Annotated in this window: 20 protein-coding genes and 1 tRNA gene; 13 read left to right on the top strand and 8 right to left on the bottom strand. The window is 72.5% G+C overall.

Features of this window, described 5'->3' with window-relative positions:
• Nucleotides 1-40 precede the first annotated feature (40 nt).
• Together glnA and MET2598_RS0128990 are read left to right on the top strand one after the other, a co-directional pair.
• Entirely contained in the window at nucleotides 41-1,453 is a 1,413-nt protein-coding gene (gene glnA / locus MET2598_RS0128995; RefSeq protein WP_018263234.1) for a type I glutamate--ammonia ligase, read from the top strand.
• A 287-nt stretch (nucleotides 1,454-1,740) separates the two neighbouring features.
• Entirely contained in the window at nucleotides 1,741-3,417 is a 1,677-nt protein-coding gene (locus MET2598_RS0128990) for a methyl-accepting chemotaxis protein (protein ID WP_018263233.1), read from the top strand.
• 70 nt (nucleotides 3,418-3,487) lie between these two features.
• On the opposite strand, the gene MET2598_RS0128985 is transcribed toward MET2598_RS0128990, so the two are convergent.
• Nucleotides 3,488-5,059, bottom strand: a complete 1,572-nt coding sequence (locus MET2598_RS0128985) for an MDR family MFS transporter (RefSeq protein ID WP_018263232.1) — start codon at nucleotides 5,057-5,059, stop codon at nucleotides 3,488-3,490.
• Entirely contained in the window at nucleotides 5,056-6,192 is a 1,137-nt protein-coding gene (locus MET2598_RS0128980) for an HlyD family secretion protein (protein WP_018263231.1), read from the bottom strand. Before MET2598_RS0128980 ends, MET2598_RS0128985 begins: the two co-directional genes overlap by 4 nt.
• A 76-nt stretch (nucleotides 6,193-6,268) precedes the next feature.
• On the opposite strand from MET2598_RS0128980, the gene MET2598_RS0128975 reads away from it, so the two are divergent.
• Nucleotides 6,269-6,946 carry a TetR/AcrR family transcriptional regulator gene (locus MET2598_RS0128975; protein WP_012336224.1) on the top strand — a complete coding sequence of 226 codons (678 nt, stop codon included), beginning with the start codon at nucleotides 6,269-6,271 and terminating at the stop codon, nucleotides 6,944-6,946.
• Nucleotides 6,947-6,973: 27 nt separating this feature from the next.
• Here the strand turns inward: MET2598_RS0128975 and MET2598_RS0128970 are convergent, their stop codons facing one another.
• A complete protein-coding gene (locus MET2598_RS0128970; RefSeq protein ID WP_018263230.1) occupies nucleotides 6,974-8,482 on the bottom strand; it encodes a D-alanyl-D-alanine carboxypeptidase family protein in 1,509 nt (502 codons plus the stop codon).
• A 311-nt stretch (nucleotides 8,483-8,793) separates the two neighbouring features.
• Here MET2598_RS0128970 and queE point away from each other — a divergent pair, with 311 nt between their 5' ends.
• Both queE and queD read left to right on the top strand, forming a co-directional pair.
• Nucleotides 8,794-9,426: a 7-carboxy-7-deazaguanine synthase gene (gene queE / locus MET2598_RS0128965; RefSeq protein ID WP_018263229.1), complete on the top strand. Its 633-nt coding sequence runs from the start codon at nucleotides 8,794-8,796 to the stop codon at nucleotides 9,424-9,426.
• 97 nt (nucleotides 9,427-9,523) lie between these two features.
• Nucleotides 9,524-9,880, top strand: coding sequence for a 6-carboxytetrahydropterin synthase QueD (queD, locus tag MET2598_RS0128960; RefSeq protein WP_012336227.1), 357 nt, complete (start codon nucleotides 9,524-9,526; stop codon nucleotides 9,878-9,880).
• 33 nt (nucleotides 9,881-9,913) lie between these two features.
• On the opposite strand, the gene MET2598_RS0128955 is transcribed toward queD, so the two are convergent.
• Nucleotides 9,914-10,549 (bottom strand): FMN-binding negative transcriptional regulator, encoded by a 636-nt coding sequence (locus MET2598_RS0128955; protein WP_012336228.1) that lies wholly within the window; start codon nucleotides 10,547-10,549, stop codon nucleotides 9,914-9,916.
• Between the two features lie 167 nt (nucleotides 10,550-10,716).
• Here MET2598_RS0128955 and queC point away from each other — a divergent pair, with 167 nt between their 5' ends.
• The 5 genes from queC (at nucleotide 10,717) to MET2598_RS0128930 (ending at nucleotide 16,933) form a co-directional block, all read left to right on the top strand.
• On the top strand, nucleotides 10,717-11,418 hold the full coding sequence (gene queC, locus MET2598_RS0128950; protein WP_018263228.1) for a 7-cyano-7-deazaguanine synthase QueC: 702 nt from the start codon (nucleotides 10,717-10,719) through the stop codon (nucleotides 11,416-11,418).
• A 118-nt stretch (nucleotides 11,419-11,536) separates the two neighbouring features.
• Complete coding sequence (locus MET2598_RS0128945) at nucleotides 11,537-12,703, top strand: acetyl-CoA acetyltransferase (protein WP_018263227.1); 1,167 nt, start codon at nucleotides 11,537-11,539, stop codon at nucleotides 12,701-12,703.
• Between the two features lie 197 nt (nucleotides 12,704-12,900).
• A complete protein-coding gene (locus MET2598_RS0128940; protein WP_018263226.1) occupies nucleotides 12,901-14,451 on the top strand; it encodes a UxaA family hydrolase in 1,551 nt (516 codons plus the stop codon).
• Between the two features lie 181 nt (nucleotides 14,452-14,632).
• Nucleotides 14,633-15,934 carry an MFS transporter gene (locus tag MET2598_RS0128935; RefSeq protein WP_018263225.1) on the top strand — a complete coding sequence of 434 codons (1,302 nt, stop codon included), beginning with the start codon at nucleotides 14,633-14,635 and terminating at the stop codon, nucleotides 15,932-15,934.
• Between the two features lie 108 nt (nucleotides 15,935-16,042).
• Nucleotides 16,043-16,933: a 3'-5' exonuclease gene (locus tag MET2598_RS0128930; protein WP_018263224.1), complete on the top strand. Its 891-nt coding sequence runs from the start codon at nucleotides 16,043-16,045 to the stop codon at nucleotides 16,931-16,933.
• Between the two features lie 190 nt (nucleotides 16,934-17,123).
• Here the strand turns inward: MET2598_RS0128930 and MET2598_RS0128925 are convergent, their stop codons facing one another.
• Both MET2598_RS0128925 and MET2598_RS0128920 read right to left on the bottom strand, forming a co-directional pair.
• Nucleotides 17,124-17,420: a GCG_CRPN prefix-to-repeats domain-containing protein gene (locus tag MET2598_RS0128925; protein ID WP_018263223.1), complete on the bottom strand. Its 297-nt coding sequence runs from the start codon at nucleotides 17,418-17,420 to the stop codon at nucleotides 17,124-17,126.
• Between the two features lie 128 nt (nucleotides 17,421-17,548).
• Complete coding sequence (locus MET2598_RS0128920) at nucleotides 17,549-18,064, bottom strand: MucR family transcriptional regulator (protein WP_018263222.1); 516 nt, start codon at nucleotides 18,062-18,064, stop codon at nucleotides 17,549-17,551.
• Nucleotides 18,065-18,368: 304 nt separating this feature from the next.
• Here MET2598_RS0128920 and MET2598_RS0128915 point away from each other — a divergent pair, with 304 nt between their 5' ends.
• Both MET2598_RS0128915 and MET2598_RS0128910 read left to right on the top strand, forming a co-directional pair.
• Nucleotides 18,369-19,184, top strand: a complete 816-nt coding sequence (locus tag MET2598_RS0128915; protein WP_018263221.1) for a L,D-transpeptidase — start codon at nucleotides 18,369-18,371, stop codon at nucleotides 19,182-19,184.
• 286 nt (nucleotides 19,185-19,470) lie between these two features.
• Entirely contained in the window at nucleotides 19,471-21,162 is a 1,692-nt protein-coding gene (locus tag MET2598_RS0128910; protein WP_018263220.1) for a methyl-accepting chemotaxis protein, read from the top strand.
• A gap of 96 nt (nucleotides 21,163-21,258) precedes the next feature.
• Here MET2598_RS0128910 and MET2598_RS0128905 read toward each other — a convergent pair.
• Together MET2598_RS0128905 and MET2598_RS38435 are read right to left on the bottom strand one after the other, a co-directional pair.
• A tRNA-Leu gene (locus MET2598_RS0128905) sits at nucleotides 21,259-21,343 on the bottom strand.
• Nucleotides 21,322-22,530 carry a ceramide glucosyltransferase gene (locus tag MET2598_RS38435; RefSeq protein ID WP_084673947.1) on the bottom strand — a complete coding sequence of 403 codons (1,209 nt, stop codon included), beginning with the start codon at nucleotides 22,528-22,530 and terminating at the stop codon, nucleotides 21,322-21,324. Before MET2598_RS38435 ends, MET2598_RS0128905 begins: the two co-directional genes overlap by 22 nt.
• A gap of 214 nt (nucleotides 22,531-22,744) precedes the next feature.
• Between MET2598_RS38435 and MET2598_RS0128895 the strand changes: the two genes are divergently transcribed.
• Entirely contained in the window at nucleotides 22,745-24,820 is a 2,076-nt protein-coding gene (locus tag MET2598_RS0128895; RefSeq protein WP_018263219.1) for a prolyl oligopeptidase family serine peptidase, read from the top strand.
• The last annotated feature ends 10 nt before the right edge of the window (nucleotides 24,821-24,830 follow it).

Raw genomic sequence — 24,830 nt, 5'->3', positions numbered from 1 at the left:
CGACGGCCGCGTGCCGGCACTAGGAAGGGGTCCAAACGGAATGGCCAAGACCGCCACGGAAGTCCTTAAGGAAATCAAGGACAACGACGTCAAGTACGTCGACTTCCGCTTCACCGATCCGCGCGGCAAGTGGCAGCACGTCACCTTCGACGTGTCGCTCGTGGACGAGGACATCTTTGCGGAAGGCACGATGTTCGACGGCTCGTCGATCGCCGGCTGGAAGGCGATCAACGAATCCGACATGCTGCTGATGCCCGACCCGGCGACCGCCTGCATGGACCCGTTCTTCTCGGCCGCGACGATGTCGATCGTCTGCGACGTGCTGGAGCCGTCCACCGGCGAGCCCTACGGCCGCGATCCCCGCAGCATCGCCAAGAAGGCCGAGGCCTTCGTGAAGGCGAGCGGGATCGGCGACACCATCTTCGTCGGGCCCGAGGCCGAGTTCTTCGTCTTCGACGACGTCCGCTTCTCGGCGGATCCCTACAATACCGGCTTCAAGCTCGACTCGATCGAGCTGCCGATCAACGGCCAGACCGAGTACGAGGGCGGCAACCTCGGTCACCGGGTCCAGACCAAGGGCGGCTACTTCCCGGTTCCGCCGCAGGATTCGGCCCAGGACATGCGCGGCGAGATGCTGGCCGCCATGCAGTCGATGGGCGTCAAGGTCGAGAAGCATCACCACGAGGTGGCGAGCGCGCAGCACGAACTCGGGATGAAATTCGACACGCTGACGCTGATGGCCGACCAGATGCAGATCTACAAGTACTGCATCCACAACGTCGCCCAGAGCTACGGCAAGACCGCTACCTTCATGCCCAAGCCGGTCTACGGCGACAACGGTTCGGGCATGCACGTCCACCAGTCGATCTGGCGGGAAGGCAAGCCGGTCTTCGCCGGCAACAAGTATGCCGACCTGTCGCAGGAGTGCCTGTACTACATCGGCGGCATCATCAAGCACGCCAAGGCGCTCAACGCCTTCACCAACCCGTCGACGAACTCGTACAAGCGGCTGGTGCCGGGCTACGAGGCGCCGGTGCTGCTGGCCTACTCGGCCCGCAACCGCTCCGCCTCCTGCCGCATCCCGTGGACGACCTCGCCGAAGGCCAAGCGCGTCGAGGTGCGCTTCCCCGACCCGATGGCGAATCCCTACCTCGCCTTCGCGGCCATGCTGATGGCGGGGCTCGACGGGATCATCAACAAGATCGATCCCGGTCCGGCCATGGACAAGGACCTCTACGACCTGCCCCCGGCGGAGCTCAAGGAGATCCCGACCGTCAGCGGCTCGCTGCGCGAGGCGCTGACCTCGCTCGATGCCGACCGCGAGTTCCTCAAGGCCGGCGGTGTCTTCAACGACGACTTCATTGACTCCTTCATCGAGCTGAAGATGACCGAGGTGCTGCGCTTCGAGATGACGCCGCATCCGATCGAGTTCGTGCACTACTACTCGCTCTGATCCGCCAGGGATCGGGTTGATCGAGGGGCCGGAGCGATCCGGCCCCTTCTTTGTTTGGTCCGCCGATCGACGCCGGGACGGCGCGGCCGGCCGCGCCTGAGCTTGAATTCAGGCACTGTCGATTGACTGTGCGATAAGTTGTCTTGTTGCTGTGCGGTGCGAGATTTAAAGTATTCGATGTGTCATCTTATCGTTGCCGAAAATTCCTGTCTCGGTAATCGTATACGATCTCTTAAGATAATTGATGCCTTTATTGGCACGCACTCGATTGACTCAAGGGGAAGACGATGCGGCTCACGCTCAAGGTCGTCCTGGTTGGTTTGTTCGGGATCTCTCTGCTCTGCGCGGTCGTGGCTGGCGTGACGACCCAGCTCACTCTCGACACGATCGGCGCCAAGATGGACACTTTGCTCATAGACTCGATGCCGTCGATGAGCAAAGCCAATGATATTAATACTCTCCTCCTTCGTGTAAGAACGACCGAACTTCGTTTCGTCGTCGCCGACAATGAGACCGCGCGGGAGGTCGACCTCGCGCTGCACAGGCAGCTCTCCGCGGAGCGGGATAAGGCGATCGAGGAGTACAAGCCGCTGATCGCCGGCGAGCGCGAGCGGGCGGAGTACGACCTCATGGCCGAGAAGATCGCGATCGTGCGCCAGGACTGGGAGCGGCTGCGCTCCTACAAGCTCGATGAACAGAGCGCGGCGTTGGCCTATTTTCGCGGCCAAGGCTTCGAGAACTTCCAGGACGCCGCGGCTGTCGTGCGCAAGCTCGTGGAGTTGAACAACCACGTCGGGGTGGCGGCAGGCCAGGCCGTGCGGGAGGCGCAGACCAGCGCGGCGCGCACCATGATGGCCGTCTCGGCGGTCAGCGTCCTCCTGGCCTGCGGCGCGATGGCGTTCTCGTTCCTGGGCGTGTCGCGCCCGATCGAGCGCATGACGGCCGCCATGGGCCGCCTCGCCGCCGGCGACGCCGCGACCGAGGTTCCCTGCCGGCACCGCCGCGACGAGATCGGCGCCATGGCGGGGGCCCTGCAGGTGTTCCGCGACAACCTGATCCGCAGCCGCGCGCTCGAGGAGGAGACTGCCCTCGCCCGCGCCTCGGCCGAGGAGCAGCGCCGCGCCGGCATGCGCCAGATGGCGGACGGGTTCGAGGCGGCGGTGGGCGGCATCGTCGCGCAGCTCTCCGGCTCCGCCGCGACGCTGCAGACCACCGCCGACGCGATGACAGCGACGGCGGGCGTGACCGCCAGCCAGTCGAGCAACGTGGCGGTGGCGGCCGAGCAGGCGGCCTCGAACGTGAACACGGTGGCGGCCGCCGCCGAGGAACTGGGCACCTCGGTCGAGGAGATCGGCCGGCAGGTCCAGGGCGCGACGCATCTGGCGCGGGCGGCGGTGCAGGAGGCCGACCTGACCACGCAGCTGGTGCAGGCCCTGAGCCAGGCGGCGAGCCGGATCGGCGACATGGTGGGGCTGATCACCTCGATCGCCAGCCAGACCAACCTTCTTGCCCTGAACGCGACCATCGAGGCGGCGCGCGCCGGTGCGGCGGGGCGCGGCTTCGCGGTGGTGGCCGCCGAGGTGAAGGAGCTCGCCAGTCAGACCGCGAAGGCCACCGAGGAGATCTCGGCCCAGATCGGCCAGATTCAGGCGGCGACGGGCCAGGCGGTGTCGGCGATCGGCACGATCACCGATCGGATCCGGGAGATCAACGAGGTCGGCGCCGGGATCGCGGCGGCGGTGGAGGAGCAGGGGGCGGCGACGCGGGAGATCGTGCGCAACGTGGCGCAGGCCGCGGCGGGCACCTCGGAGGTGACGGTGAACATCGCCGGGGTGGCGGGGGCGGCCGGGGAGACCGGCACTGCGGCGAAGGAGGTCCTGACTGCGGCCTCCGCCCTGTCTCAGCAGGCGGAGCATCTCGGGCAGGAGGTCGCGCACTTCCTGTCGACGGTGCGGGCGGCCTGACGGCGCTCGGCGGGTCGGCCCGGACGGTCCCCTTCCCGGGGCGCCGCCCGCCCGGGGCGCCGCGGGCGCGTCAATGCGCCTCCACCGGTCCGCCGGCCCGCGCCGGCTTGCGCAGCACGGCCACCACCGCGAGGCTCAGCACCAAGCTCGCGCCCACCAGCCAGAACCCGTCCGCGTAGGCCATCACGGTGGCCTCGCGGCGCACCTGCCGGGCCAGCATCGCCAGCGCCGCCCCCTTGGCGGCCGTCGGGTCGGGCATGTGAGCGTGCAGCCCCGCCGCCAAAGCCGCGAGGCGCTCCTGCGTGCGCGTCCCGTTGCGGGTGATCGCCTCGGCCAGCACCGAGAAGTGCAGGTGCTCGCGCCGGTCGATCACCGTCGAGAGCATCGCGATGCCGATCGAGCCGCCGAGGTTGCGCATCATGTTCGACAGGGCGGAGGCGTCCGCCGTGTCGCGCGGGGCGAGGCCGGCCGTCGAGAGCTGCGAGAGCGGGATCGTGAACAGCGGCTGGCCGATCGCCCGCAGCAGCTGCGGCAGGATCAGCTGGTCCATCCCGACGTCGTGGCTCAGCCCGACATTGATCCAGCAGCTCGCGACAAAGAACAGCGTGCCGGAGATGACGAGAAGCCGGGCGTCGACGGCCCGCATGATCAGCGGCATCGCGGGGAACAGGAGCAGCTGCGGCAGGCCCGACCACATCACGACGGTGCCGATCTGCTGCGCGTTGTAGCCCTGGATCTGCGCGCAGTAGAGCGGGATGATGTAGATCGAGCCGAACGAGACGGCGCCGAGCACGGTCATCAGCAGGCAGGCGCCGCCGACCGAGCGGTGGGCCAGCACGCGCAGGTTGATGAAGGGCCGCTCCGCCGTGAGTTCGCGGATGATGAAGCCGGCGATGCCGCCCGCCGCCAGCAGCGCGGCCTCGACGATCACCGGCGAGCCGAACCAGTCCTTGCGCTGCCCCTCCTCCAGCACGAAGGTCAGGGCCGGCAGGCCGGTCGCCATGAAGCCGATGCCGATCCAGTCGCCCCTGAGCAGCTCGCCCCAGCGGGCGGGGGCCGGGTCGAAGGCGGCGAGCTGGATTACCACCGCCGCCGGCCCGAACAGCAGGTTGAGGTAGAAGATGTAGTGCCAGGACAGGTGGTCGGTGAGCCAGCCGCCCACGGTCGGGCCGATTGCCGGCGCGAAGGTGGCGGTGAGCCCGAACAGCGCGATGCCCACCGCCTGCTGCGCCCGCGGCAGCCGGGTGCGCACGATCACGATGGCGGTCGGGATCAGCACGCCGCCGGTGAAGCCCTGCCCGGCACGGAAGACGATCATCTGCGGCAGGCTCGTCGAGAGCGCGCAGGCGACCGAGAAGCCGATGAAGAGCAGCGTGTTGGCGGCGAGGTAGCGCCGCAGCCCGATCACCGAGGACAGCCAGCCGGTGAGCGGGATCACGATGATCTCCGCCATCAGGTAGGCGGTGGAGATCCAGCTCCCCTCCTCGGCCGAGGCGCCGAGCGCGCCCTGGATGTCCGCGAGCGACGCGTTGGTGATCTGGATGTCGAGGATCGCCGTGAAGGCGCCGAGGATCGCCCCGAACACCGCCAGCCAGTCGCGGGCGCTCGCCCGCCCGGCCGCGGTCGCCGCCGCCCCGCTCACCGGGCGAGCGCCTGCCGCGCGGGGCGGGCCGGGGCCGCCGCCTCCGTGTGCACCGTGGCCTCCACCGAGAGGCCCGGCCGCAGGCGCGCGAGGAGCGGGTCGTCGCCGTCGAGGGCGACCCGCACCGGCACCCGCTGCACGACCTTGGTGAAGTTGCCGGTGGCGTTCTCGGGCGGCAGCAGCGCGAATTGCGAGCCGGTGCCCGGCGCGAAGCTCGCGATCCGGCCCTCGAAGGCGTGTCCCCCGTAGGCGTCGACCGTGAAGCTCACCCGCTGGCCCTCCGCCATGGCGCCGACCTGCGTCTCCTTGAAATTCGCCACCAGGTAGATGTCGCGCGCCATCGGCACGATCGTGAGGAGCCCGGTCCCGGCCGGGACGAACTGCCCGACCCGCAGGGCCCGGTCGCCGACCACGCCGTCGATCGGGGCCGTGATCGTGGCGTAGGACAGGGTCAGCCGCGCCTGCTCGACCTTGGCCTCGCCCCCCTCCAGGCTCGCCCGGGCGCTCGTCTCCAGGGCCCGGAAGCTCTCGACCTGCCGCTGCGCCGCGTCGAGGGCGGCCGCCGCCTTGTCGCGCGCGGCCCGGCGCTGGCGCAGGTCCGCGTCGGCCTGCTGCTGGCGCTGCACCGTGCCGGAGCCGCTCTTCACGAGGTCCTGGGTGCGGGCATATTCCTGCTGCGAGAAGGTCAGCGCCGCCTCGGCGTTGACGAGGTCGGCCCGCGCGGAGGCGACCTGCGCCTGCTGCTGCAGGATCGCGGCCGAGACGCCCACGAGCTGCGTCCGGCCCTTCTCGACCTCGGCCTCCGCCTGCTTCAGCGCGACGCGGAATTCGCGATCGTCGAGCCGGGCCAGGACGTCCCCGGCCCGCACGGCCTGGTTGTCGCCCACGCTCACCCCTTCCACGTAGCCGGCGACGCGCGGCGCCACCGCCACCTTGTCGGCCTGCAGGTAGGCGTCGTCGGTGGTCTCGCGGAAGCGCCCGACCGTCCACCAGTGCCTGCCATAGGTGCCGCCGCCCGCCACGATCAGCAGGGCGAGGAGCGGCACCGCCAGCCGCCGATGGCCCCGGCGGCGCGGCGTCGGCGGCTCAACCGGCGTGGCGGTCTCGAAACTGTCGGTGCGCCGTGCGTCCATGACCCTGGCCAGAATCAAAACCATACTGTATCGTTTTATTAATCGGGCCGAGGCGCGGTGGCAAGGAGGCCGTGGGATGACGAGCGCGGTGACGGAGCGGCCCGACGGCGTGCGGCGCGGCCGCGGCGGACGCCCGACCCGCGAGGAGGCGGCGCGGCGCGACGCGCGGCTCGTCGAGGCGGCGACGCGGCTGTTCATGGAGCGCGGCTTCGAGGGCACCTCCATGGACGCGGTGGCGGAGGCGGCGGGCGTGAGCAAGCCGACGCTCTACGGCCGCTACCGGGACAAGCGGGCCCTGTTCACGGCGGTGCTGCGCGAGCGCGTCGCGGCCTGGCTCGCGCCCCTCTCCGCCGCGGCGGAGGCGCAGGCGCGGCGGGCCGGGCCCGCCGACGTGGAGGGGGTGCTGCACGACCTGAGCCGGGCGCTGCTCGCCGAGGCGACGCTGCCGGGTGCCGAGGCGCTCAAGCGCTGCATCGTCGCGCAGGCGATGGACTTCCCCGAGATCGCGCGGCTCGCCCATGAGGAGGGCTGGCTGCGCGGCGTGCGCGCGGTGGCGGCGCTGCTCGCCGGCTTCGCGGATCGCGGCCAGATCGTGCTGGAGGACCCGGAGATCGCCGCGGACCTCTTCCTCAACCTCGTCCTGGGCCGCCAGTCGCGCCTCGCGCTCTACGGCATCCGGACGGACCCGGAGACGCAGGAGCGCCGGCGGCAGGCCGCCGTCCGCCTGTTCCTGAACGGGGTGCGGGTGCGCTGAGGGCGCCGCCGCGGGGCGGGCCGGCGGTCAGTTGGTGCTCTTCGGCTTGCCGGCCCCCGCCTTGGCGGGGCCGGCCTTGGCGGCGACGGCCACCGCCTTGGGCGTCTCGGCCTTCCCCGGCTTGGCGGCCGCCTTGGCCGCCGCCTTGGCGGCTGGCTTGCCGGCAGGCTTGGCCACCGGCTTCGCCGCGGCCGGCCTGCCGCCCTTGCCCTCGGCGATCACCGGCGTGGTGCGGGGCGCCGGCGCGTAGGCCGAGGCAGCGGCCGGGGCGGCGGCGCGCGCGCGGGCCAGGAGCTTCGGTTGGGGCACCGTCGCGCCCGTCGCCGCGATGGCGCGGCTCGGCGCCGGGCCGGGCTTCGCCCGCGCCGCACGGATCCGCGCGGCGGGCCGCGGCGGCTTCGCCTCGCTCTCGTCCACCGCCGCGACGGCGCTCTCGGCCGGGTCGCGGCCGGTCCAGACCAGGACCGGTTGCAGGGGCGCGCGGGGCGGCAGGGTCCGCCCCTTCAGGGCCGCGCTGCTCATCGTGGCGAAGGCCAGGGCCGCGGAGGGCGGCGCGGTGGCGCCCAGGAGCTGCGCCGCCGTGGTGTCGTTGGTCGAACTCGCCGACACCGCCGTCGAGTCGGAATCCGTCGGCATCGGCTTGCGCCGGTCGCAGACGTAGGGGCGCAGGTCCGGCGGGGCCGGCATCGCGGAGGCGGGCAGGTCGGCGAGACCGCTCCCGCCCCAGCTGCTCTGGCCGAAGCCGTAATCGAACAGGTCGGCGGCCTTGAGGTCGCGCTCCCGGGCGGTGGGCTGGCCCATCACCACGGTGATGATCCGCCGGCCGTTGCGGGTCGCGCTCGCCACCACGTTGAAGCCGCCCGCGCAGATGAACCCGGTCTTCATCCCGTCGACGCCCGCGTAGCGCCCCAGCAGGCCGTTGTGGTTCGCCATCACGGCGCGGCCGAACTGGATCGCCGAGATCGAGAACAGGTCGCGGTTCTCGGGGAAGTCGCGCAGGAGCGCCCGGCCGAGGATCGCCATGTCGCGCGCCGAGGTCCATTGCCGCGGGTCGGGCAGGCCGTTCGGATTGTACCAGTGGCTGTCGCGCATGCCGAGCCGCTGGGCGGTCTCGTTCATCAGGGCGGCGAAATTGTCGATCGAGCCGCCGAGATTCTCGCCGATCGCCCAGGCGACGTCGTTGGCCGACTTCACCATGATGATCTTGAGGGCGTTGTCGAGGGTGAGCTGGGTGCCGGGCCTGAAGCCCATCTTGGAGGGCGGCTCGGCGGCGGCCTCGGCCGAGATGGTGAGGAGCTGGTCCATCGAGGCCCGGCCCTGGCGCACGAGGTCGAGGGCCACGTAGGTGGTCATCAGCTTGGTGATCGAGGCCGGATACCAGGGGTCGGTCGCCGCCTGGCTGTAGAGCACCTTGCCGGAATCGACGTCGACCACCAGCATCGGCTGCGTCACGGCGCCGGCCGCGCCCGCGGCCAGGAGGCCGGCGATCCCCACGAGACGCCCGAGCAGCCGCGCGAGCGGGGCAGGTTTCATCATCAGTCGCATCCCCGTCGGACCGATCCCGCCACGCGAAGCCCGCGCGGCCCGGGACCGGCCGCGCCCCCGTTCAGACATCCCATGGCCGGTGGACCCAGAGTGTAAGGCAAGGGCGGCTCCTTTGACAGCGCCGCTCCGCTCGCATCAACGCGCCATCCGTGGCGGCAGCATGGCGGCGTCCCCGTCATCCCGATACTCCACAGCAGCCCGCCCGTCGGCCGTGCCGCGGCGCGCCGGGGATGCGGTTGCGCGGCCCCCTCCCCATCTGGCAGGGGCTGGAGAGCCCGGGCGGAGCCGGGCGCGGGGATCCGATGAGCTACGCCGTCAAGGAGATCTTCCACACCCTGCAGGGCGAGGGCGCCCAGGCCGGCCGCGCCGCCGTGTTCTGCCGCTTCGCCGGCTGCAACCTGTGGAGCGGGCGCGAGGCCGACCGGGCCGAGGCCGTCTGCCGCTTCTGCGACACGGATTTCGTCGGCACGGACGGCGCGGGCGGCGGGCGCTTTCCGGACGCGGAGGCGCTCGCCGCCGCCATCGCGGCGGCCTGGGAGGGCGGGCCGCGCAACCACTTCGTGGTCTTCACCGGCGGCGAGCCCCTGCTGCAGCTCGATGCCGCCCTGCTCGCGGCCGTGCGCGCCCGCGGCTTCGCGGCCGCGGTGGAGACCAACGGCACGCAGGAGGCGCCCGAGGGCCTCGACTGGATCTGCGTGAGCCCCAAGGCGGGCGCCCCCCTGCGCCTGACCCGCGGCGACGAGCTCAAGCTCGTCTACCCGCAGGCCGGCCTGGCGCCCGAGGACGTGGCCGGGCTCGACTTCCGCCACTTCTTCCTGCAGCCGATGGACGGGCCGGACCGGGCCGCCCACCTGGCCGCCGCGGTCGCGCATTGCCGGCGCGACGCCCGCTGGCGGCTCAGCCTCCAGACCCACAAGCTGATCGGCATTCCCTGACCGGCCCCGGTTCCACGGGTTTGGGTCCCCGGCCGGCCGGTGCTATGGGGGCCCATCCGCGCTTGCGCCGAGCGCCCCATCGTCCCGACGAACACCCATGAAGATCACCCAGGCCTTCACCTTCGAGGCCGCGCACTGGCTGCCGAACGTCCCCGAGACCCATCGCTGCCGCCGCATGCACGGCCATTCCTACCGGGTGGAACTCACCCTCGACGGGCCGGTCGACCCGCGCACCGGCTGGGTGGTGGACTTCTTCGACGTGGAATCGGCCTTCGCGCCCCTCCTCGCCGAGCTCGACCACCATTGCCTGAACGAGGTGCCGGGCCTGGAGAACCCGACCGCCGAGCACATCGCGATCTGGATCTGGCGGCGCGCCCGCCCGGCCCTGCCGGCGCTCGCCTCGGTCAAGGTGTTCGAGACGCCGATGTCCTGGGCGGAGTATGACGGGGCGTAGGCGTTCCGGCCGCGGCCGCCTCGCGCCCGGCCGCTACAGCCCGTTGCGCTCGGCCACCGCCGCCGCCATCGCGGCCCCCTCCCCGCCCATCGCCCGGTAGCCGGCGAGCACGCCCGCCCGGTCGGCCTCGGGCCGGTTCTGGCTCATCTTCCACTTGCCCTCGATCCGGGTGATCGGGATCTCGATCCCGACGATGCCGCGGATCTGGGCCGCGATGAAGGGCTCGGGCGCGTCGCCCACGGCCCAGGGCGCCGGGCGCCCGGCCTCGCGCAGGCGCGTCAGATCCTCGATCTGCCGGCGCAGCCAGCCCGCCTCCTCGATCACCCGCGGGGCGCCCCAGGCATGGACCGTGGCGTAGTTCCAGGTCGGGACGACCTTGCCGGTCTCGCGCTTGGTCTCGTACCAGGAGGGCGTCACGTAATCCTGCGGGCCCTGGAAGACCACGAGGCATTCCGCGACCGCGCCGAGATCCCGCCATTGCGGGTTGGCGCGGGCCAGATGCGCGCGCAAGGTCCCGCGCTCCGAGGCCTGCCCGTCGATCAGGAACGGGATCGGGTTCGCCATCAGCCCGCCGGGCCCGGCCGTCACGAGGAGCCCGAGCGGATGGGCGCGGATGAGGTCGTGCTGGACGCCGAGGCGGTCCTCGCGGAAATGGGGCGGCTGGTACATCGGCGGCGATCCTGGAGACGACCCGCCTCGTCGCACGGTTGCAGCCCGGCATCAATGACGCGACCGACGACACTTCGTGATCGGGCGCATCGCGCACCGTGATGGCACGCCCGCTTGCGGCGCCGCGCGTCCCGGTCCACTGAAACCTGCTCCCGGGAGACGAGACGATGACGGTCGACGAAGGCGCGCTGGTGCTGTTCTCCGGCGGGCAGGATTCCACCACCTGCCTCGCCTGGGCCCTCGACCGCTTCGCGCGGGTCGAGACCCTCGGATTCGATTACGGCCAGCGCCACCGGGTCGAACTCGATTGCCGGGACCGCCTGCGGGCGGGCCTCGCGGCGCTGAAGCCCGAATGGGCGCGGCGCCTCGGCGAGGACCACACCCTGCCCCTCGGCGTCCTCGGGGACATCTCCGAGACGGCGCTCACCCGCGACGGCGCCATCGCGCTGGCGGAGAGCGGGCTGCCCAACACCTTCGTGCCGGGCCGCAACCTCGTCTTCCTCACCTTCGCGGCCGCGCTGGCCTATCGCCGGGGCCTGCGCCACCTCGTCGGCGGCATGTGCGAGACCGATTACTCGGGCTATCCCGATTGCCGCGACGACACCATCAAGGCGCTCCAGGTGGCGCTCAACCTCGGCATGGAGCGGCGCTTCGTGCTGCACACGCCGCTGATGTGGATCGACAAGGCCGAGACCTGGCGCCTCGCGCGGGACCTCGGCGGCGAGGCGCTGGTCGACCTGATCGTCGAGGACAGCCACACCTGCTACCTCGGCGAGCGCGGCGCGCGCCACGCCTGGGGCCGCGGCTGCGGCACCTGCCCGGCCTGCCGCCTGCGGGAGGCGGGCTACGCGCGGTTCAGGGCGGCCTGAGGCGCGCGCCAGGGCTTCCCGGCGCGCGCTTGTGCGGGGCCGTGACCTCACGCAAAAGGGGCGGAACAGCGCCGAACCGGCCCCCGGGCCGCGGACCGGCCCCGGGAGGAGACACGCCATGACCGCCTGCATCGTCGGCTGGAGCCACACGCCCTTCGGCAAGCACGACACCGAGACCGTCGAGAGCCTCGTCGTGAGCGCCGCCGAGGAGGCGCTCGCCCATGCGGGGCTCGCCGCGCAGGAGGTGGACGAGATCGTCCTCGGCCATTTCAACGCCGGCTTCTCGCCGCAGGACTTCACCGCCTCCCTGGTGCTGCAGGCGGACGACGCCCTGCGCTTCAAGCCGGCGACGCGGGTCGAGAATGCCTGCGCCACCGGTTCGGCGGCGGTGCACCAGGGCATCAAGAGCATCGAGGCGCGCCACGCCCGCATCGTGCTGGTGGTCGGCGTCGAGCAGATGACCCGCACCCCCGCCGCCGAGATCGGCACCAACCTGCTCAAGGCCTCCTACCTGCCGGAGGACGGCGACACGCCGGCGGGTTTCGCGGGCGTGTTCGGCGGCATCGCGGCCCGCTACTTCCAGCGCCACGGCGACCAATCCGACGCGCTTGCCATGATCGCCGCCAAGAACCACCGCAACGGCGTCGCCAATCCCTACGCGCAGCTGCGCAAGGATCTCGGCTTCGAGTTCTGCCGCACGCCCTCCGACAGGAACCCGATCGTCGCCGGCCCGCTCAAGCGCACCGATTGCTCGCTGGTCTCGGACGGGGCCGCCGCCCTGGTCCTCGCCGACACCGAGACGGCTTTGCGCCTGCGCCGGGCCGTGGCCTTCCGGGCAACCGCCCACGCCCAGGATTTCCTGCCGATGTCGAAGCGCGACGTGCTGCGCTTCGAGGGCTGCGCGACCGCCTGGGCGCGCGCGCTCTCCCGGGCGGGCGTCACCCTCGACGACCTCTCGCTCGTCGAGACCCACGATTGCTTCACGGTGGCGGAACTCATCGAGTACGAGGCGATGGGCCTCACCCCCGAGGGCCGCGGCGCCGACGCGATCCGCGAGGGCTGGACCCTGAAGGACGGCAAGCTCCCGGTGAACCCCTCCGGCGGCCTCAAGGCCAAGGGCCATCCGATCGGCGCGACCGGCGTCTCGATGCACGCCCTCTCGGCCATGCAGCTTTGCGGCGAGGCCGGCGGGATGCAGATCCCGGGCGCGACGCTGGCCGGCGTGTTCAACATGGGCGGCGTCGCGGTCGCCAATTACGTGAGCGTGCTGGAGCGCATCAAGTAGCGCCGCAAGCCGCGCCGGGAGGCCCCCGCATCACGCGCCGAAGCGGTCGCCGGTTCGGCGGCGACCGATGATGCGACACCAAGAGACCAAGCGGAATGGCCGCACGCCGTCCGGCTTGGGATCCGCCGCCCGCACCGGGCGGCAACCGGACCTCCCGTCTTATCGCACCCCCGTCCCCGCCTCCCCGGAGCCGCCCCATGTCCGCCGCCGCCGCCCTGCCCGCCTCTCCCCGCACCGTGCGCCTGAGCCCCGAGGACAACGTCGTGGTCGCGGTCGACGCCATCGCGGCGGGCGACCGGGTCGAGGGCGTCGCGGCGGGCGGGCGCGTGCCCCGGGGCCACAAGATCGCCACCGCCCCGATCCCGGAGGGCCAGCCGATCCGCAAGTTCGGCCAGGTGATCGGCTTCGCGAGCCGCCCGATCGCGCCCGGCGAGTGGGTCCACGAGCACAATGTCGGCCTCGGCGAGGCCAAGGGCGACTTCGCCCGCGACTACCGGTTCGCCGAGGAGGCCCGCGAGACCCCGATGCGGCCGCTCGCCGAGCGGGCGAGCTTCCAGGGCTACCGCCGGGCGGACGGCCGCGTCGGCACCCGCAACTACCTCGGCGTGCTCACCTCGGTGAATTGCTCGGCCTCGGTCGCCCGCTTCATCGCCGAGGAGGTGCGCCGCGCCGGCCTCCTCGACGCCTATCCGAGCGTCGACGGCATCATCCCCCTCGTTCACGGCACCGGCTGCGGCTACGACCTCCAGGGCGAGGGCGCCGAGATCCTCAAGCGCACGCAGTGGGGCTACGCGGCGAATCCCAACATGGGCGGGATCATCATGGTCGGCCTCGGCTGCGAGGGTTTCCAGATCGACCGCTGGAAGCGCGCCTACGGGATCGCCGAGAGCGACACGTTCCGCAGCTTCACCATCCAGGAGACCGGCGGCACCCGCCGCAGCGTCGAGGCCGGGGTCGCGGCGATCCGCGAGATGCTGCCCGCCGTCGCGGCGGCGCGGCGCGAGACCGTGCCGGCCTCCGAACTCGTGCTCGCCCTGCAATGCGGCGGCTCGGACGGCTATTCGGGCATCACGGCCAACCCGGCGCTGGGCGCCGCGGTCGACCGGCTCGTCGCCGAGGGCGGCACCGCGATCCTGTCCGAGACCCCCGAGATCTACGGCGCCGAGCACCTCCTCACCCGCCGCGCGGCGACCCGCGAGATCGGCGAGACACTCGTCGGCATGATCCGCTGGTGGGAGGCCTACACGGCCCGCAACGGCGGCGAGATGAACAACAATCCCTCCCCCGGCAACAAGGCGGGCGGGCTCACCACCATCCTGGAGAAATCCCTCGGCGCCGCCGCCAAGGGCGGCACGACGCGGCTCAACGGCGTCTTCCGCTACGCCGAGCCGGTGACCGCGCGGGGCTTCGTCTACATGGACACGCCCGGCTTCGACCCGGTCTCGGCCACCGGCCAGGTGGCGGGGGGGGCCAACATCCTCTGCTTCACCACCGGCCGCGGCTCGGCCTATGGCTGCAAGCCGACGCCCTCGATCAAGCTCGCCACCAACAGCGAGATCTACCGCCGCATGGAGGAGGACATGGACATCGATTGCGGCGATGTCCTCGACGGCGTCCCGATCCAGCGCAAGGGCGATGAGATCTTCGCCAAGATCCTGGCGGTCGCCTCGGGCGAGCGCTCGAAGTCGGAGGCCCTCGGCTACGGCGATGCCGAGTTCGTGCCCTGGCAGATCGGCGCGGTGATGTAGGCGCGCGCGCCGAACCGGGCTATGGGGCGCCGGGCCCTCGACGGGAGGCCCGGCGAGAGGCTCAGGAGCAAGAGGCCCGAGACCAGCTGGCCCAAACCAGCTGGCCCAAGACCGGCAGGTCCAAGACCGGCAGGTCCAAGAGCGCGGCAGGCCCGAGACCAGGAGGCCCAGGAGGAGGATGATGACACCCGATGCCGTCGGCGGGAGCGACCTGACCCGCCGCCAATGGAGAATGACGCTGCTCGCGAGCCTGGGCGGCGGACTCGAGTATTACGACTTCATCGTCTACGGCATCTTCGCCAAGGACATCGCCGCCGCGTTCTTCCCGCAGAGCGACCCGATCGCGGCCCTCTCGCTCTCCCTGGCGGTCTTCGCGGTGGGCTACCTCGCCCGCCCGCTGGGCGGCATGGTGCTGAGCCATTTCGGCGACCGCTACGGGCGCAAGACCGTCTTCGTGGTCACGGTCTTCACCATGTCGGCCTGCACCCTCGGGATGGGGCTGGTGCCCGCCTATGCCAGCTGGGGCGTGGCGGCGACGCTCCTCCTCGTCGCCCTGCGCTTCGTGCAGGGTCTGTGCATCGGCGGCGAGTTGCCCGGCGCCATCACCTTCGTGGTCGAGACCGCCTCGCGCCGGCCCGGCCTCGCCTGCGGCATCGTGTTCTGCCTCGTGAACGGCGGCGTGCTGCTCGCCGCCCTGGCGAACCTCGCCCTGCAATCCTGGCTGCCCCCCGCCGTGATGGCGGAGTACGGCTGGCGCATCGCCTTCCTGATCGGCGGCCTCTTCGGCCTCGTGAGCTTCTGGCTGCGGCGCAGCCTGGAGGAGACGCCGGAATTCCTGCGCCTGCAGCACCTCGCGGCGCGCAGCCCGGTCGGCGAGGTGCTGCGGCTGCACCGCCGCGCCGTCCTCGCCGGGATCGGCATCGTCGCCCTCACGGCGGGCTTCAACGGCATCCTGTTCGCCCACATGCCGGCCTACCTGATCCAGGTGCTGCACTACCCGCCCAAGACCGTGGCGCTGGCGATGAACCTCGCCCTCCTCGCCATGTCGGCCTCGCTGCTGCTCGCCTCGTCCTTCGCCGACCGCGTTGCGCCGCGGCGGCTGATGCAGGGCTCCGCCCTCCTGCTCCTGCTCGGCGTCGTGCCGGCCTACCAGGTGCTGGCGCGGGGCGACGCCAACCTGTTCCTGGTCCTGCCGCTCCTCACGGTCGCGGTGGCGGGGGCGAACGGCACCTTCGCGTACCTGCTCGCCGGGCTGTTCCCGACCCGGGTGCGGTTCAGCGGCGTCGCGCTCTCGCTCAATCTGGGCTTCACGCTGCTGAGCGGCCTCGGCCCGCTCGCCGCCAACGCCCTGATCGGCGCGACCGGCTGGACGGCGGCGCCCGGCCTCATCATCGCGGCGGTCGCCCTGGTCGGGCTCGTGGTGGCGGGCCGCCTCGCCGACCGGCCGGCCACCCTCGGCGCCGCATTGCCGGTCTCCGGCTGATCGGGCACCGGCGGCTCATCCGCCGGTGGATCCCGCCCGGACCGCCCTGGAACGGCGGCCCGGGCGGCGTTAAGCGGGAGCGTGGTCAACGTCCGGTTGGGTAGAGACGTGACGGACGCGCTCGATGACATTGCCGCCGTCCTGGAGCGGACCGGGGAGTACCGGGTGCTGCGACGCCTGAATCCGCTCGTGCCCGCCCCCGCGCCCCCGGACGAGCCGACCTATCTGGGGCTGGTCCTCGACACCGAGACGACCGGGCTCGACCCCGCCTGCGACGAGGTGATCGAACTCGGCATCGTCGCCTTCACGTACGGGCAGAGCGGGCGGATCTACCGGGTGCGCCACCGCTTCAACCAGCTCCACCAGCCCGGCAAGCCGATCCCCGAGGCGGTGACGCGCCTCACCGGCATCACGGACGCGGACGTGGCCGGCAAGCGCATCGACGACGCGGCCGTCGCCGCGCTCGCCGCCAAGGCCCGGGTGGTGATCGCCCACAATGCCCGCTTCGACCGGCGGATGTGCGAGGTGCGCTGGCCCTTCTTCGCCGAGCTCAACTGGGCCTGCTCCTGCCACCAGATCGACTGGCGCGACGAGGGCCACGAGGCGGCCCGGCTCGGCGGGCTGCTGGCCGATCACGGCCGATTCCACAACGGCCACCGGGCGATCGACGATTGCGAGGCGCTGCTCTGGCTCCTCGCCCAGCCGCTGCGGCGCTCCGGGCGCCTCGCCCTCGCGGCGCTGCTGGAGGCGGCCCGCCGCCCGACCGTGCGGCTCTGGGCCTCCGACGCGCCCTTCGCGCTCAAGGACCGGCTGAAGGACCGCAATTACCGATGGTCGAGCCGGCGCCGCTGCTGGTACATCGACCTCGACGAGGCGCAGATCGAGATCGAGCGCTCGTTCCTGTCGCGGGAGATCTACGGCGGCAGCCTGCCCGGCCTGCCCGCGGACCGCTTCACCGCCCGCGACCGCTTCTCCCGCCGGGCCGACCCGGAGGCGTGACGCCGGCGGGGAACCCGGCGCTGGGCACCGGGTTCCGGATCGTCGCGGCGGGCTCATCCGACATCCGGTAGATGGCTTCGCCATCTCCGATTTCGGCAATGCGGATGTCGGCTTCGCTCAGGCGCCTGCGCGGAGCCCAAATCCGCCATCCCCAAATCCGCCATCCCGAAGGAACCAAGCGGATTTGGTATCAGTAGCCGTAGTAGAACCGCCGCGGCCCGTAATAGGGGCGACGCCAGTACGGGCGCGGGCCGTAATAGTAGGGACGGGGTCCGTAGAAGGGGCGCGGCCCGTAGAACGGTCGGCAATAGCCGAAGCGGTTCGGGGCGAAGCCCGGGCCGCAGCCGCCGAGCACCGGGATCGTCACCGGCTCGCCGGCCACCGCGCCGGCCGCGCCGAGCCCGATCGGGGCGGCCTGCGCCGCACCGGGCAGTCCGAGCCCGCCCGCCACGAGGGCGGCGAGGCCGAGCAGCTTGACGTAGCTCATCGTGTGGACACTCCAGACAGGGCCTGGACGGCCGAATGGCCGGCCAGGCTACCCGCCCGGCCTATCCGCGGCGGGCTGAATGCCCGATGAGCGGTGCCGCGGCCCGCCGTTCAGGTGCGGGCCCACCCTCAGCCGCCCTTGCGCGGGCGGCCGCGACGCGGCGCCCCCTCGGATCCGGGTCCCGAGACGGTCGGGTCCGGCGCGGCGCTGCGCGCGGCGCTGCGCGCGCCGCCGTGGGCCCGCCGGCTCTGGCCGAGGCCGCTCGTCTTGGCGAGTTCGGAGCGCTGCGCGGCGTAGTTCGCCGCCACCATCGGGTAGTCGGGCGGCAGACCCCATTTCTGGCGGTACTGGTCGGGGGTGAGCCCGCGCCCCGCCAGGTGACGCTTGAGCGTCTTGTAGGGCTTGCCGTCCTCCAGGCTGATGATGTGGTCCGGCGTCACCGTCTTCCTGATCGGGATCGGCGGCACCGGCTTCTCCGCCTCCGGCTCCGGCGGCGCCACCAGCTGACCGAGCGAGTGGTGGATGGAACTGATCAGCCCGGCGACCTCGGACGCCGGCACCGAGTTGTTGGAGACGTAGGCCGACACGATGTCGGCCGTGAGCCCGACCAGGTCGAGCGGGGAGGCTGCGTCGTCGGTTGTCATGGCGCACCACATTGTTGATCTATGAGAGGATGTATATCACTTTGTCCGAAGGTCAACTTAGACCTGATGTAGGGGTTTTCGTGCGCATTTGATAGTTTTCATCGTCACAAACCTATTGTGCGCGATCGGCTGACAAAGCAGCAGGTATGTGCCGGCCGCGGGGCTGGTCCGAGCCGCCGTCGCCCGCCCACCTTGACGGGAGCCGCTTGGGGTCTCATTTCGGCCGTCAAGCCCTTGCAAAGCCTTGCGGCAAACCCCGCGGAAGGCGTCCGTCCCGGCCGCCCGACGATCCTCCCGAGCGACCATGACCGACCAGACCCGCCGCTCCCTCGTCGCGTGCACCGCCACGGGCCTCGCCTCCGCGCTCCTCAGCGGCGCGCTGCCGGGGGCGGCGGCGGCTTGGCCGCAGCGCGCGCCGGTTCCCGCCCCGGAGCCGGAGGACGGCTGGCTGTTCGGCCCGCGCCGCCGCCCGGTGGAGCCGGAGCCGGACCCGTTCTGGGGCTCGCCGCGCCGGGCGCCGGCGCCGGAGGAGCCGGCCCAGGTGGTGGATGACGGCCCGATCGACTACGCCCGCGCCTACGCGGCGGTGACGACCGAGCCGTTCCCGATCCCGGCCTTCCGCTGGCAGCGGGCCAATCCCGCCTTCCTGCGCCAGGACGTGGCCTATGGCGGGCGCTACGAGCCCGGCACGGTGGTGATCGACCCGCGGGCGCACCACCTCTACCTCTTGCAGCCGGGCGGGCGGGCGCGCCGCTACGGCGTCGGGGTCGGGCGCCAGGGCTTCGCGTGGTCGGGCAACGCCACGATCAACTCGAAACAGGCCTGGCCGGACTGGTACCCGCCCAAGGAGATGATCGCCCGCCAGCCGGCCCTGGCCCGGCAGGTGAGCCAGCTCCAGAGCGGGCTCGGCGTCCCGGGCGGCCCGCACAACCCGCTCGGCGCCCGGGCCATGTACCTGTGGCAGAACAACAAGGACACGCTCTACCGCATCCATGGCACCACCGAGCCGGAGAGCATCGGGCGCAGCGTCTCGTCGGGCTGCATCCGGATGATCAACCAGGACGTGATCGACCTCTACGCCCGCGTCGCCGTGGGGGCGCAGGTCGTCGTGATCGGGTGAGGCTCGCGGGGCCGCTGCAATCGGATTAGGCCGTCAGGAGTAGCCTGCCCTCTGTGCCACTTTGGGTTGCGCTGCCGCTGCGCCACGTCGGGCCGAAAATACGTCGATTCGTCAATGTTGTAGCCGATCATCGGGGGACCCTCGGCGATCTCGGAGGCGGCCTCGGCCGTGTCCGGCGAGGTTGCAGACTCATGTCCCGTTAACGGAAAGCGAGCCTGATGAATGGGCCACCAGCGCCGGGAGGGGCGGCGTTCGGCCCTCCTGGCAGGTCCCGACAGGTAAACCGATGCGTGCGTTCAACAACCTCAAACTGCTCGCCAAACTCGCCATACCGGCCGCGCTGCTGATCGCCGTCTCGGCCGGCTTGGTGCTGCTGGCGCAGGTCAGCCTCGCGACCCTGGCGGAGAACACGCGGCAGATCGTCGACCTGCGCGCCGCGCGCGCCATCCTGGCGCTGCAGGCCGCGCTGGCGGTGGACGAGGCGACCATCCGCGAGAAGAACATCATCCTGGAGAGCGACGCGGCGCTGATGTCCGCCCTGAACCGGCAGTTCGAGGAGGACCGGCAGCGCGCGGCAAACCGCATCGACCAGCTCATCGCCCTCGCCGACACGCCCGAGCGCCAGGCCGCCAACCAGGGGGTCAAGGCGCTGATGGAGGCGTATTTCGCCACCGCCGACCGCACGATCCGGTACGCCCTGAGGAACGAGGACGCGGAGGCGAAGCGGATCTCGGGCGGCGAGGGGCGCGAGGCGCGCCTCAAACTGGTCGAGGCGGCGAACCAGCGCGTCGAGGTCAACCTGCGCGACCTCGACGAGGCCAAGGCGCGGGCGGCCGGGGTCGCGGCCTCCGCGGGCGTGACCCTCGCGGTCGTGGCGGTCGGCGGATTGCTGGCGGCGATCGGCGTGCTCGCGGCGATCGCGGTCCTGGGCGTCACCCGCCCGCTCGGCGCCATGGCGGCCGCCATGGGCCGGCTGGCCACGGGCGACCTCGCCGTGATGGTGCGGGGCACCGAGCGCCGCGACGAGATCGGCTCGCTCGCCCGCTCGCTGCAGGTATTCAAGGACGACGCCGTCGCGGCGCGGGAGATGGCGCAGGCCCGGGACGCGGAGAACCTGGCCAAGATCCGCCGCGCCGCCCTGCTCGACGACCTGACCCGCGGCTTCGAGCGCAGCGTCTCGGCCCTCACCCAGGGTCTCTCGGCGGCGGCGACCGAGATGGAGGCGACGGCGGCGGGGATGGCCGGCACCGCCGACGAGACCACGCAGCGCAGCGTGACGGTGGCCGGGGCCGCCACCCAGACCTCGGCCAACGTGCAGACCGTGGCGGCGGCGAGCGAGGAGATGGCGGCCTGCGTGCAGGAGATCGTGCATCAGGTCACCCAATCGGCGCAGATCGCGCAGGTCGCGGTGGCCAAGGCGGCGCACACGGACGCGACGGTGCAGCGGCTGAACGCCACCGCCGAGGGAATCAGCACGATGGTGGCGATGATCTCGGGCATCGCCGCGCAGACGAATCTGCTGGCGCTCAACGCCACGATCGAGGCCGCCCGGGCGGGCGCGGCGGGGCGCGGCTTCGCGGTGGTGGCGAGCGAGGTGAAGGACCTCGCCGGCCAGACCGCCAAGGCGACCGACGAGATCGGGGGGCGCATCGGCGAGATCCAGGGCGCGACCCAGGAGGCGGTGCGCGACATCCAGGAGATCGGCCGGGTCATCGCCGAGATGTCGAGCTACGCGGCGAGCGTGGCGGCGGCCATGGAGCAGCAGGGGGCGGCGACCCAGGAAATCACCCGCAACGTGCAGCAGGCGGCGCAGGGGACCGAGCAGGTGACGGCCACCATCGCGGGTGTCCGCGAGGGGGCCGGCCAGACCAGCGCCGCCGCCTCGCAGGTGCTGAGCGCGGCCCAGGACCTGGCCCGCCACTCCGAGGGTCTGGCGCAGGAGGTGGCGGGGTTCCTCGCGCGGGTGAAGGCGGCCTGAGGGCGCGCCCGGGGCGGGGCCGGTTGCCGTCCCGCCCCCGCCGCGCGGGGCGCGGCGGCGCCCGGGGCCGCTGGCGCGGCGGACGGCGCATCTGGCTGGTGCCCGCAGAGGGAATCGAACCCCCACGCCTTGCGGCTGACGATTTTGAGTCGTCCGCGTCTACCAATTCCGCCATGCGGGCACGCCCCCGCTGTGCCGCGCCGGCCCGGTGGTGTCAATCCCGCGCTCAGGCCGGGGCGGCACCGGCGCCGAGGCGCCGGCGGGCTTGGCGCGGACCACCATGGCGTTGCCGCGCCAGACGACGTCGCGGGCGACCCAGGCGGCCAGCCAGACGCCGAGCTGCATCGCGTCCCGGGCGAGGCAGACCGCCGGCCAGCGCCAGGAGCGGTGCCAGCCGTTGCGGGCCGCCAGGATCCACTCCCCTCCGTACCAGAGCGCGCCGGTCGCGAGGACGGCCAGGAGCCCGGCAAGGCCGCCCCCCGCCGCCGGGGCCGCGCAGGCCATCGGCACCAGGGCCCCGATCCCGATCTCCGGCGCGAAGAAGAGCGGGAAGGTCACCCGGCGCAGCCGCGCCCAGCGCAGCTGGCGCGCCCAGACCTCCGCCGCCCGGCGCCGCCCCAGCGGCTGCGGGAAGGGGGCGCCCACGAGGTGCACCCGGCGGCCGGCCGCGCGCACGAGCTTCGTCGCCGCCGCGTCCTCGGCGATCTCGGCGCCGAGCGCCCGGATCCCGCCATGCGCCTCCAGGAACGGCTTGTGCCAGAGCATGCTCTTGCCCTGCGCGAAGCCGAGCCCGAGGCTCTCGCCGACATATTGCCAGCGCGCCTGCAGGGTGTTGAGGAACGCGCATTCCACCTCGGCCCAGAAGCCCAGCGGCGCGGCGCCGACCGGGGTCGAGCAGACGAGGCCGGTGTCGGGCCGCCACGCGGCGACGAGGCGCTGCACGTAATCGGCCGGCATCAGCACGTTCGAATCGGCCAGGATCACCCATTCGTGCCGGGCGGCCTCCCAGCCGCGCACGCAGTTGTTGAGCTTCGGGTTCTCGCTCACCCGCTCCTCGCCGAGGATCAGCCGGGCCGGGATCGCGGGATGCGCCGCCATCAGCCGGCGCACCAGCGGCACGATCGGGTCGCTCGCCCGCGCCACGCAGAAGATCAGCTCGTAGCACGGATGCGCGAGCCGGAAGCCCGAGGCCAGGGTCTCCTCGCTGAAGCGCTCCAGGCCGCAGAGCGGCCGCACGATCGAGACCGGCGCCGCCGCGTCCCGCCCGCCGCGGCGGGCCCGGCCGATCCGCCACAGGCCGATCGCCAGGCTGATGAGGTTGATCGCCGTCAGCGTGAGGCAGAGGGCGGCGAGCCAGGAGCCGGTCATGGATGTCCCGTCGGCACGAAGGCCGGTCCGCGCGCGGCGGCAGCCGGACGCAGCGCGTTCAAACCGCCGGCGTGTTTCAACCGTGTGACGGCGCGGATCGGTTGCGGGCCGGCCGCGGTCCGCGGCGCCGGGCCATCCCGCTCAACTGCGGGGATCTGGACGGCGCGCGGCGGGCGGTTAGGCTCGGGCGCGACGCCCTCTGCCGGACCCCGCCATGACCCCCACGCCCGATCCCCGCCCGACCCTCGCGGCGCCCGACGACGATCCCTACCTGTGGCTGGAGGAGATCGACGGGGCGCGGGCCCTGGCCTGGGTCGAGGCGCAGAACGCCGCCACCCTCGAGGCGCTGGCGGACGGGCGCCTCGCCGCCGACCGGGACGGGCTGAAGGCCGCCCTCGACCGGCCCGACAAGATCCCGGGCGTCACGCGGCGGGGCGGGCTGCTCTACAATCACTGGCAGGATGCCGACCATCCCCGCGGCCTGTGGCGGCGCACCACCCTCGCCTCCTACCGGGCGCCGGACACGGAGTGGGAGCTCCTCCTCGACCTCGACGCCCTCGCCCGCGAGGAGGGCGAGGACTGGGTCTGGGCCGGGGCCATCAGCCTGCCGGGATCGCACGACCGGGCGCTGCTCAAGCTCTCCCGCGGCGGCGGCGACGCCGCCGTGGTGCGCGAATTCGACCTGCCCTCCCGCGCCTTCGTGCCGGACGGCTTCGTGCTGCCGGAGGGCAAGAGCTATCCGGCCTGGCTCGACCGCGACACGGTGCTGCTGGCGAGTCCCCTCGGCGAGGGCATGGCGACCCTGTCGGGCTACGCCCGCACCGTCCGGCTCTGGACCCGCGGCGCCGATCCCCTGGCGGCGCCGGTCATCTTCGAGGCGCCGCCCGAGAGCATGGCGGTCTATGCCAGCCACGACCGGGAGGCGACGCCCGAGCGCGTCGTCTTCGTCGAGCGCACCGGCTTCTTCGACGGCGTGACCCATCTCGGCGACCGGTCCGGCGCCAAGATCCGCCTCGACCTGCCGACCGATGCCGACGCGCAGTGGAGCCGGGGCGTCCTGGTCGTGCGGACCCGCTCGCCCTGGACCCTCGGCGGCGCGACCCACCCGCCCGACACCCTGCTCGGCATCGGCCTCGACGCCTTCCTGGCCGGCGCGCGCGATCTCCGCGTGCTGTTCGAGCCCGGTCCCCGGCGCGCGCTGCAGGGCTTCTTCTGGTCCGGCCCCTTCCTGGTCCTCTCGGTGCTCGACGACCTGCGGTCCCGGTTCCCGGTCTTCCGGCCGGACGAGGATTGGGCGCGCGGCGAGGTCGGGGGCCTGCCGGAACTCGGGATGGTCGGCGTCTGGTCCCTCGACGGCGAGGAGGACGAGGCGAACGGCGACCTCCTCGCCGCCGCCAACGACCCGGTCACGCCGGCGACCCTGATGCTGACCCGGCCCGGCCCCGGCGCGCCGATGATCCTGCGGCAGGCGCCCGCCACCTTCTCGGCCGAGGGGCTGGTGGTGACCCGGCACGAAGCGGTCTCGGTCGACGGCGAGCGCATCCCCTACGTGCAGGCGGGGCCGCCGGGCGAGACCGGCGAGGCGCCGGTCCACCTCTCGGGCTACGGCGGCTTCCAGGTCTCGAACCTCGCCGGCTACTCGGCGGTGCTCGGCCGGCTCTGGCTGGAGAAGGGCGGCACCCGGGTGGTGGCCAACATCCGCGGCGGCGGCGAGTTCGGCACGACCTGGCACGAGGCCGGCCGCCGCGAGGGCAAGGCGCGCTCGCACGACGATTTCGCCGCGGTCGCGGCCGACCTCGTGCGCCGCGGCGTGACCCGGCCCGACCGGATCGCCGCCGAGGGCGGCTCGAATGGCGGCCTGCTCGTCGCCAACATGCTGACCCGCTACCCCGAGCGGTTCGGGGCGCTGCTCTGCACGATCCCCCTCATCGACATGCGCCGCTACCACCGGCTGCTCGCCGGGGCGAGCTGGGTGGCCGAGTACGGCGACCCGGACGCGGCGGAGGATTGGGCCTTCCTCCGGCACATCTCCGCCTACCACGTCGCCGCGCCCGGGCGGCCCTACCCGCCGATCCTGATCGCCACGACGCGGCGGGACGACCGCGTCCATCCGGGCCACGCCCGCAAGATGGCGGCGAAGCTGCAGGCCATGGGCTATCCGGCCCGCTTCTACGAGCCGGAGGCGGGCGGGCATTCCTACGGCAAGAACAGCCAGGAGACCGCGACCTTCGCGGCGCTCGGGGCGGCCTTCCTGCGGCGCGCCATCGGCTGGGAGCCGGAGGTGGCCTGAATCTCCTCCC

It is taken from the genome of Methylobacterium sp. WSM2598, assembly GCF_000379105.1.
Classification (GTDB): Bacteria; Pseudomonadota; Alphaproteobacteria; order Rhizobiales; family Beijerinckiaceae; genus Methylobacterium.
The sequence above is the reverse complement of the archived record's forward strand: the minus strand, read 5'-3'. Positions and strand labels throughout refer to the sequence as shown.

Coding starts and splice junctions, on each gene's coding strand:
- glnA (WP_018263234.1), top strand. CDS start 41: ATGGCCAAGACCGCCACGGAAGTCCTTAAGGAAATCAAGGACAACGAC.
- MET2598_RS0128990 (WP_018263233.1), top strand. CDS start 1,741: ATGCGGCTCACGCTCAAGGTCGTCCTGGTTGGTTTGTTCGGGATCTCT.
- MET2598_RS0128980 (WP_018263231.1), bottom strand. CDS start 6,192: ATGGACGCACGGCGCACCGACAGTTTCGAGACCGCCACGCCGGTTGAG.
- MET2598_RS0128975 (WP_012336224.1), top strand. CDS start 6,269: ATGACGAGCGCGGTGACGGAGCGGCCCGACGGCGTGCGGCGCGGCCGC.
- MET2598_RS0128970 (WP_018263230.1), bottom strand. CDS start 8,482: ATGATGAAACCTGCCCCGCTCGCGCGGCTGCTCGGGCGTCTCGTGGGG.
- queE (WP_018263229.1), top strand. CDS start 8,794: ATGAGCTACGCCGTCAAGGAGATCTTCCACACCCTGCAGGGCGAGGGC.
- queD (WP_012336227.1), top strand. CDS start 9,524: ATGAAGATCACCCAGGCCTTCACCTTCGAGGCCGCGCACTGGCTGCCG.
- MET2598_RS0128955 (WP_012336228.1), bottom strand. CDS start 10,549: ATGTACCAGCCGCCCCATTTCCGCGAGGACCGCCTCGGCGTCCAGCAC.
- queC (WP_018263228.1), top strand. CDS start 10,717: ATGACGGTCGACGAAGGCGCGCTGGTGCTGTTCTCCGGCGGGCAGGAT.
- MET2598_RS0128945 (WP_018263227.1), top strand. CDS start 11,537: ATGACCGCCTGCATCGTCGGCTGGAGCCACACGCCCTTCGGCAAGCAC.
- MET2598_RS0128940 (WP_018263226.1), top strand. CDS start 12,901: ATGTCCGCCGCCGCCGCCCTGCCCGCCTCTCCCCGCACCGTGCGCCTG.
- MET2598_RS0128935 (WP_018263225.1), top strand. CDS start 14,633: ATGACACCCGATGCCGTCGGCGGGAGCGACCTGACCCGCCGCCAATGG.
- MET2598_RS0128925 (WP_018263223.1), bottom strand. CDS start 17,420: ATGAGCTACGTCAAGCTGCTCGGCCTCGCCGCCCTCGTGGCGGGCGGG.
- MET2598_RS0128920 (WP_018263222.1), bottom strand. CDS start 18,064: ATGACAACCGACGACGCAGCCTCCCCGCTCGACCTGGTCGGGCTCACG.
- MET2598_RS0128915 (WP_018263221.1), top strand. CDS start 18,369: ATGACCGACCAGACCCGCCGCTCCCTCGTCGCGTGCACCGCCACGGGC.
- MET2598_RS0128910 (WP_018263220.1), top strand. CDS start 19,471: ATGCGTGCGTTCAACAACCTCAAACTGCTCGCCAAACTCGCCATACCG.
- MET2598_RS38435 (WP_084673947.1), bottom strand. CDS start 22,530: ATGACCGGCTCCTGGCTCGCCGCCCTCTGCCTCACGCTGACGGCGATC.
- MET2598_RS0128895 (WP_018263219.1), top strand. CDS start 22,745: ATGACCCCCACGCCCGATCCCCGCCCGACCCTCGCGGCGCCCGACGAC.